Here is a 7,691-nt window from a genome sequence, read left to right on the forward strand (position 1 = left end):
GGAATTGCTCCTGGGGTTGAGAACTATGAAATTGATAGCTTAAAGCCCAGATAAAACCTGGGCTACAGCCATCTTCTGCTCAGAAACTAGGTCGCCGCCAGCGCCTGGTCCAGATCGGCGCGCAGATCGTCGATGTGCTCAATGCCGACCGACAGGCGCACCGTCTCTTCCGACACGCCGGCTTTGGCCAGTTCCTCGGGCGAGAGCTGGCGGTGGGTGGTCGAGGCCGGGTGCGTGGCCAGCGAGCGCACGTCGCCGATGTTGACCAGCCGCGTGAACAGCGCCAGCGCATCGAGGAAGCGCGCGCCGGCCGCGCGGCCGCCCTCCTTGAGGCCGAAGGTCAGGATGCCCGAGGCCTTGCCGCGCAGGTACTTCTGCGCCAGCGCATGGTCCGGGTGGCTCGGCAGGCCGGCGTAGTTGACCCAGCTCACCTTGGGGTGGGCCTGCAGGTGCTGCGCCACGGCCAGCGCGTTGTCGTTGATGCGGTCCATGCGCAGCGACAGGGTCTCGATGCCCTGCAGGATCAGGAAGGCGTTGAAGGGCGAGATCGCCGCGCCGGTATTGCGCAGCGGCACCACGCGCGCCCGGCCGATGTAGGCCGCCGCGCCCAGCGCTTCGGTGTAGACCACGCCGTGGTAGCTCGGGTCGGGCTCGTTCAGGCGGCGGAACTTCTGCTTGTGCTGGCCCCAAGGGAACTTGCCGGAATCGACGATGGCCCCGCCCAGGCTGCTGCCGTGGCCGCCCAGGTACTTGGTGAGCGAATGCACCACGATGTCGGCGCCGTGCTCGATCGGGCGGCTCAGGTAGGGCGAAGGCACGGTGTTGTCCACGATCAGCGGCACGCCATGGCGGTGCGCGATCGCGGCCACGGCGGCGATGTCGGTCACGTTGCCCGCCGGGTTGCCGAGCGACTCGACGAACACCGCCTTGGTCTTGTCGTCGAACAGCTTCTCGAAGCTCGCCGGGTCGCGGTGGTCGGCAAAGCGCGTGGTGATGCCGAACTGCGGCAGCGTGTGCGCCAGCAGGTTGTAGGTGCCGCCATACAGCGCGGTGCTGCTGATGATGTTGTCGCCCGCCTCGGTGATGGTCTGGATCGCATAGGTCACCGCCGCCTGGCCCGAGGCCAGCGCCAGCGCGCCGATGCCGCCTTCGAGCGCGGCCACGCGCTGCTCCAGCACGTCCTGCGTCGGGTTCATGATGCGGGTGTAGATGTTGCCCGGCACCTTCAGGTCGAACAGGTCGGCGCCGTGCTGGGCGCTGTCGAAGGCATAGGCCACCGTCTGGTAGATCGGCGGCACCACGGCATGCGTGGTGGGGTCTGGCGAGTAGCCGGCGTGCACCGACAGGGTCTCGAACTTCCAGTGGGCGGGGGTGGGACGGGTCATGGCATCTCCTTTTGGATGGGTGGGTCAAACCGCCCAGCGTAGCGCATGCGCGGCGGGGCTGGACACCTCGGGCGCGGGTTCCGGCGCCGGTTGCTGCAGCACGCGGTCGAGAATGCGCTTCTCGATGGCGGCAAAGGCCGGGTCGCCCTGCGAGCGCGGCCGCGCCAGCGCGATCGGCTCGTCCAGCGCGATGCGGCCGTCCTCGATCAGGATCACGCGGTCGGCCAGGGCCACGGCTTCCTGCACGTCGTGCGTGACCAGCAGCGCGGTGAAGCGGCGGCGCTGCCACAGGTCTTCGATCAGGCGGTGCATCTCGATGCGGGTGAGCGCGTCGAGCGCGCCCAGCGGCTCGTCCAGCAGCAGCAGGCGCGGCTGGTGCACCAGCGCGCGCGCCAGGGCCACGCGCTGGCGCTGGCCGCCCGACAGGCGCGCCGGCCATTCGTGCCCGCGCTCGGCCAGACCGACCTGGGCCAGCACCTCCAGCGCCCGGCCGCGTTCGCTGGCCGGCAGGCCCAGCGCCACGTTGTCCAGCACGCGCTTCCAGGGCAGCAGGCGCGCCTCCTGGAACATGATGCGGGCGTCTTCGTGCAGGCCGCGCACCGGCCGGCCGTCCAGCGCCAGCGTGCCGGCCGTGGCCGGCTCCAGCCCGGCCACCAGCCGCAGCAGCGTGCTCTTGCCGCAGCCGCTGCGCCCGACGATGGCGACGAACTGCCCGGGCTCGATGCTCAGCTGCGCGCCGCGCAGCACCTCGCGCGCACCGTAGCGCTTGCCCAGGGCCCGCGCCTCCAGGCGCACGCCGGTGGGGGTTCGATCAGGATGTGCCATGGCCTGCGTCCTCATCTGGCGTTCTTCTGATAGCCGGGATGCCAGCGCAGCCACCCGTGCTCCAGCGCGCGGGCGAACAGGTCGGCCAGCTTGCCCAGCAGCGCGTACAGCAGGATGCCGACCAGCACCACGTCGGTCTGCAGGAACTCGCGCGCGTTCATGGTCAGGTAGCCGATGCCGGCCTGCGCCGAGATGGTCTCGGCCACGATCAGGATCACCCACATCAGCCCGAGCGAGAAGCGCAGCCCGACCAGGATCGAGGACAGCGCCCCCGGCAGGATCACCTGGCGGTACAACTGCCAGCGCGACAGCCCATAGGTGCGGCCCATCTCGATCAGTTGCGGATCGACGTTGCGGATGCCGTGGAAGGTGTTGAGGTAGATAGGGAAGAACACCGACACCGAGATGAGGAACAGCTTGGCCGACTCGTCGATACCGAACCAGATGATCACCAGCGGTATCAGCGCCAGCGCCGGAATGTTGCGCACCATCTGGATGGTGGAGTCGAGCAGCGTCTCGAAGAAGCGCACCGAGCCGGTCAGAAGCCCCAGCGCCAGCCCCAGCCCGCCGCCGACCGCCAGCCCGGCCAGGGCGCGGCCGGCGCTGACCCTGACGTGGGTCCACAGCTCGCCCGAGGCGCTGAGCGACCACGCCGCCCGGGCCACGTCCGCCGGCGCCGGCAGCACCCGGCTGGACAGCCAGCCGAGCGAGGCGGCGATCTGCCAGAAGGCGATCAGCCCCACCGGCAGCAGCCACGGAACGAGCCGCCGGCCGACGCTGGCGGCAAAGCCCTTGAGCGCGCTGCCCGCGCCCTCGGCGGCAGCGACGGCCGGCAGGTCCTGCACTTGTCCGGTCATGGCGGGGCCCCTAGCTTTGCGATCGGAGGCGCGAAGGCGCGTCCAGGTTGGCGACGACTGCGCCGAACGGCCCGCCCAGCGAACCGCCCGCCAACTGCGACTGCGCCTTGCGCGAGAGCAGCGGAAACACCAGCTCGGCAAAGCGGTAGGCCTCTTCCAGATGCGGGTAGCCCGAGAGAATGAACTTGTCCAGGCCCAGCGCCGCGTATTCCTCGATGCGGGCGGCCACGGTCCTGGGGTCGCCCACCAGCGCGGTGCCGGCGCCGCCGCGCACCAGGCCCACGCCGGCCCAGAGGTTGGGCGCGATCTCCAGATCGGCGCGCGAACGCCTGGTGCCGCCCGCATGCAGCGCGGCCATGCGGCGCTGGCCTTCGGAATCCATGCGCGCGAAGGCGGCCTGGGCGCGCGCCACGGTGGCCTCGTCCACACGGCTGATCAGGTCCTCGGCGGCCCTCCAGGCGGCGTCCTCGGTCTCGCGCACGATCACGTGCAGGCGGATGCCGAACTCGAGCCTGCGGCCCAGCCCCTGGGCACGCTCGCGCACGTCGGCGATCTTCTTCGCCACCGCGGCCGGCGGCTCGCCCCAGGTCAGGTAGGCATCGACCTGCTCGGCCGCCAGCGCATGCGCCGCGGGCGAGGAGCCGCCGAACCACACCGGCGGATACGGCTTCTGCAGCGGCGCAAAGAGCAGCCGGGCGCCCTTCACGCTCAGGTGCCGGCCGTCGAAGTCGACGCCCTGGCCGTCGTGGCTGCGCGCGATGATCTCGCGCCAGATACGGATGAACTCGGCCGATTGGGCGTAGCGCTCCGCGTGGTCCAGGTAGACGCCGTCGCCTTCCAGCTCGGCCTGGTCGCCGCCGGTGACCAGGTTCACCAGCAGCCGCCCGCCCGAGAGCCGGTCGAAGGTGGCCGCCATGCGCGCGGCCAGGCTCGGCTGGTGCAGGCCGGGGCGCACCGCCACCAGGAACCGGAGATTGCGCGTCGCCCCGATCAGGCTGGAGGCGACCACCCACGGGTCTTCGCACGAGCGCCCGGTGGGGATCAGCACCCCTTCGTAGCCGAGCCGGTCGGCCGCGCCCGCGATCTGCTGCAGGTAGGCCAGGTCCACCGTGCGCGCACCCTCGGCGGAGCCCAGGTAGCGGCTGTCGCCGTGGGTGGGAAGAAACCAGAAGATCTGCATGGAATGCCTCGTGCCGTCAGACGGCGATGGAAAACGTCAGGCCGGCCGCGTGCCGCACGCCCCAGGCGCGGGCGGTGGTGCGGATAAGCCGCTGGACGCGGTACGACAGAAGAAGTGCGGGAGAAGCCATGGCGGTGTCCTTGGGGTTGTGCGGTGCAGGGCTGCGCCCGCCCGCGGCGACGTGGAAAGAAGAACGGGAGGCAGGCGGCCGGCGCGCGGGCGCGCGGGCGCGCGGGCGCGCGGGCGCCTCAGACGCTACATCGCACCTGCGCGAAGGGCACCGCGGCAAAGCCGTGCGGCAGCGGCGGGCCCAGGCCCTCGACCAGCGCATCGACCGCGTCGTCCAGGCGCGGCGCCAGGTCCGGGTGCACCTGGTAGGCGCCCTCGGGCGCGAGCGCGACCTGCGCGTCGGTGGCGTACACGCCCGGCAGGATGTGCCGCGCCGCCAGCGCCTGCAGCACCGGCCGAAGCGCGTAGTCCAGCGCCAGCATGTGGTGCGGACTGCCGCCGGTGGCCAGCGGCAGCACCGTCTTGCCCTTGAGCGCGGTCTGCGGCAGCAGGTCCAGAAAGGCCTTGAGCACGCCGCTGTAGGCCGCCTTGTAGACCGGCGTGGCGATCACCAGCGCCCGCGCCCGGGCCACGCGCTCCACCGCCTGGCGGGCCGACGCGCTGCCGAAGTCCCCATGCAGCAGCGCCTGCGCCTCCAGCTCGCGCACCGGCAGCCGCTGCACGCCGACGCGCCGCTGCGCCAGCCGGTGCGCCACGGCCTCCAGCAGCGCGGAGGAGCGCGAGGGCGCCGAGGGGCTGCCGGCAATCAGCAAAACGGACATGGAATGGGCTCTTTTCAGGGAAATTTGAACGAAATCAGCCTGTAGCCCAGGAAAAACCTGAGCTTTTAGCTATCAATATAGGAGCAAACGCCCTACTTCTGGCGATTGGCGTAGAGCTGGTCGAACGTGCCGCCGTCGGCGAAGTGCTCCTTGTCGGCCTTGGCCCAGCCGCCGAACGCCTGGTCGATGGTGACCAGCGTCAGCTGCGGGAACTGGCGGGCGTACCTGGCCTTGGCCTTGTCGCCGGTCGGGCGGTAGAAGTTGCGCCCGGCGATGTCCTGGCCCTCGTCGGAGTACAGGTACTTCAGGTATTCCTCGGCCACGATGCGCGTGCCCTTCCTGTCGACGTTCCGGTCCACCACCGCCACCGAGGGCTCGGCCAGGATGGAAATGGAAGGCACCACGATCTCGAACTTCTCGGGGCCGAACTCCTTGAGCGCCAGGAAGGCCTCGTTCTCCCAGGCCAGCAGCACGTCGCCCACGCCGCGCTGCACGAAGGTGATGGTGGCGCCGCGCGCGCCGGTGTCGAGCACCGGCACGTTCTTGAACAGCTTGGCGATGTAGCCGCGCGCGCCGGCCTCGCCGCCGTACTTGCGCTTGGCGTACTCCCAGCCGGCCAGGTAGTTCCAGCGCGCGCCGCCCGAGGTCTTGGGGTTGGGCGTGATCACCTGCACGCCGGGCCTGGCCAGGTCGTCCCAGTCCCTGATGCCCTTGGGATTGCCCTTCTTCACCAGGAACACGATGGTCGAGGTGTAGGGCGCGGAGTTGTGCGGCAGGCGCTTCTGCCAGTCGGGCCTGACCCAGCCGCCGTTGGCGACCAGCGCGTCGATGTCGCCGCCCAGGGCCAAGGTGGCCACGTCGGCATCGATGCCGTCGATGATGGAGCGCGCCTGCTTGCCCGAGCCGCCGTGCGACTGCTTGACCACCACGTCCTGCCCGGTCTTGCCCTTCCAGTAGGCGGCGAAGGCCTTGTTGTAGTCCACGTACAGCTCGCGCGTCGGGTCGTACGACACGTTGAGCAGGGTCACCGTCTGCGCCCATGCGGGCAGGGACATAGCCGCGGCCAGGGCGCCGGCCAGGGGAATCTTGATAAAGTCGCGGCGATGGGCCATGGCGCTCTTCCTCTTTGTTCGATGTGAAACGATGGAGGCATTCTGGAAGCCGCCCCACCCAACCGGAACGATCAAGTTCGCAGTTCCTTATTCGAAAATCATTTTTAGAGGGTCTCCCTACATGGCACGCATGGTCCACTGCATCAAGCTCGGCAAGGAAGCCGAGGGCCTGGATTTCCCGCCCTACCCGGGTGAACTGGGCAAGCGCCTGTGGCAAAGCGTCAGCAAGGAGGCCTGGGCCCAGTGGATGAAGCAGCAGACCATGCTGGTCAACGAGAACCGCCTGAACCTGGCCGACCAGCGCGCCCGCGACTACCTCAAGCGCCAGATGGAAAAGCACTTCTTCGGCGACGGCGCCGACGTCGCGCAAGGCTACGTGCCGCCCACGGCGCCCTGAGCGCGCCCGGCCCGCACGCCCCGGCTGCCGCAGCCGGGGCGTTTTCTTTTCGTCCATCCACGGTGCCGCGCGCCACCCGCCCCGTATGAAACACCCCAGCACCAAAGGCCGCGGAGCAGGCCATGCCGCAACATCCGCGAAACCGGCTCCGCCGGGCCGCCGGATGTGTCCGCTCGAGGGCGTTGGCGCAGCGACATGTCGTGCGCGCAGCCCGGGGGCGTTTCATGTCTGAACCCGTCGACTGGACCAGCGCCGGCGCGCCGCGCAGCGCGCGCTTCGACGACCGCTACCACTCCGAAGCCGGCGCGCTGGCGCAGGCGCGCCACGTGTTCCTGGGCGGCTGCGGCCTGCCCGGCGCCTGGGCCGGCAAGGCGCAGTGGCGCATCCTGGAAACCGGCTTTGGCCTGGGCCTGAACTTTCTCGCCGCCTGGGCCGCCTGGCGCGCCGACCCGGCGCGGCCGGGCCTGCTGCACTTCGTCTCGGTCGAGGCCTATCCGGTGGCCGCCGCCGACCTGCTGCGCGCCGCGCGGGACGAGCCCGATCTGGCGCCGCTGGCGCAGCAACTCGCGGCGCAATGGCAGGGCCTGCTGCCGGGCCTGCACCGGCTGGCCTTCGACGGCGGGCGGGTGCTGCTCACGCTCTGCGTGGGCCCGGTGCAGCCCATGCTGCGCGCCCAGCGCTTCGCGGCCGACAGCCTGTACCTCGACGGCTTCAGCCCGCAGCGCAACCCCGACATGTGGTCGCCCGAAACGCTCAGGACGCTCGCGCGCTTCGCCCGCCGCGGCACCCGGCTGGCCACCTGGACCATCGCCCGCGCGGTGCGCGACGCGCTCGCCAGCCAGGGCTTCGTTCTGGAAAAAGCCCCCGGCCTGCCGCCCAAGCGCGATTGCCTGCGCGGCGTGTTCGCCCCCGCCTGGGAGCCGCGGCGGCACGAGCCCTGGCCCGGCGAAGCGGTGGCCGTGCCGGGCGATTGCGCCGTCATCGGCGCCGGCCTGGCCGGCGCGGCCGTGGCGGCCAGCCTGGCGCTGCGCCTGTCTCTTATACACATCTAAAAAGGGGGGGGGGGGGGGGGGGGGGGGGGGGGGGGGGGGGGGGGGGGGGGGGG

General features: G+C 70.8%; 7 protein-coding genes and 1 pseudogene. 2 read left to right on the top strand and 6 right to left on the bottom strand.

Annotated elements, in window-relative coordinates:
* Positions 1-86: 86 nt before the first annotated feature.
* From JHD63_RS06385 to JHD63_RS06410, 6 genes are all read right to left on the bottom strand, one after another.
* Positions 87-1,385: an O-acetylhomoserine aminocarboxypropyltransferase/cysteine synthase family protein gene (locus JHD63_RS06385; protein ID WP_198969907.1), complete on the bottom strand. Its 1,299-nt coding sequence runs from the start codon at positions 1,383-1,385 to the stop codon at positions 87-89.
* A 24-nt stretch (positions 1,386-1,409) separates the two neighbouring features.
* Positions 1,410-2,210 carry an ATP-binding cassette domain-containing protein gene (locus tag JHD63_RS06390; protein WP_198969908.1) on the bottom strand — a complete coding sequence of 267 codons (801 nt, stop codon included), beginning with the start codon at positions 2,208-2,210 and terminating at the stop codon, positions 1,410-1,412.
* An 11-nt stretch (positions 2,211-2,221) separates the two neighbouring features.
* Positions 2,222-3,067 (bottom strand): aliphatic sulfonate ABC transporter permease SsuC, encoded by an 846-nt coding sequence (gene ssuC, locus JHD63_RS06395; RefSeq protein WP_198969909.1) that lies wholly within the window; start codon positions 3,065-3,067, stop codon positions 2,222-2,224.
* Between the two features lie 10 nt (positions 3,068-3,077).
* Positions 3,078-4,247: an FMNH2-dependent alkanesulfonate monooxygenase gene (ssuD, locus tag JHD63_RS06400; RefSeq protein ID WP_198969910.1), complete on the bottom strand. Its 1,170-nt coding sequence runs from the start codon at positions 4,245-4,247 to the stop codon at positions 3,078-3,080.
* 248 nt (positions 4,248-4,495) lie between these two features.
* The gene (ssuE, locus tag JHD63_RS06405; RefSeq protein WP_198969911.1) at positions 4,496-5,077 is read right to left on the bottom strand and encodes an NADPH-dependent FMN reductase; all 582 of its coding nucleotides are present in this window, start codon (positions 5,075-5,077) and stop codon (positions 4,496-4,498) included.
* A 92-nt stretch (positions 5,078-5,169) separates the two neighbouring features.
* Positions 5,170-6,189 carry a sulfate ABC transporter substrate-binding protein gene (locus JHD63_RS06410; protein WP_198969912.1) on the bottom strand — a complete coding sequence of 340 codons (1,020 nt, stop codon included), beginning with the start codon at positions 6,187-6,189 and terminating at the stop codon, positions 5,170-5,172.
* 121 nt (positions 6,190-6,310) lie between these two features.
* Between JHD63_RS06410 and JHD63_RS06415 the strand changes: the two genes are divergently transcribed.
* Together JHD63_RS06415 and mnmD are read left to right on the top strand one after the other, a co-directional pair.
* Positions 6,311-6,586 (top strand): oxidative damage protection protein, encoded by a 276-nt coding sequence (locus JHD63_RS06415; RefSeq protein ID WP_198969913.1) that lies wholly within the window; start codon positions 6,311-6,313, stop codon positions 6,584-6,586.
* A 224-nt stretch (positions 6,587-6,810) separates the two neighbouring features.
* Positions 6,811-7,617 (top strand): annotated as a pseudogene (gene mnmD, locus JHD63_RS06420) (tRNA (5-methylaminomethyl-2-thiouridine)(34)-methyltransferase MnmD); the annotation flags it as partial.
* Between the last annotated feature and the right edge of the window lie 74 nt (positions 7,618-7,691).

It is taken from the genome of Xylophilus sp. ASV27 (assembly GCF_016428875.1).
In the GTDB taxonomy this organism is placed as follows: domain Bacteria; phylum Pseudomonadota; class Gammaproteobacteria; order Burkholderiales; family Burkholderiaceae_C; genus Xylophilus.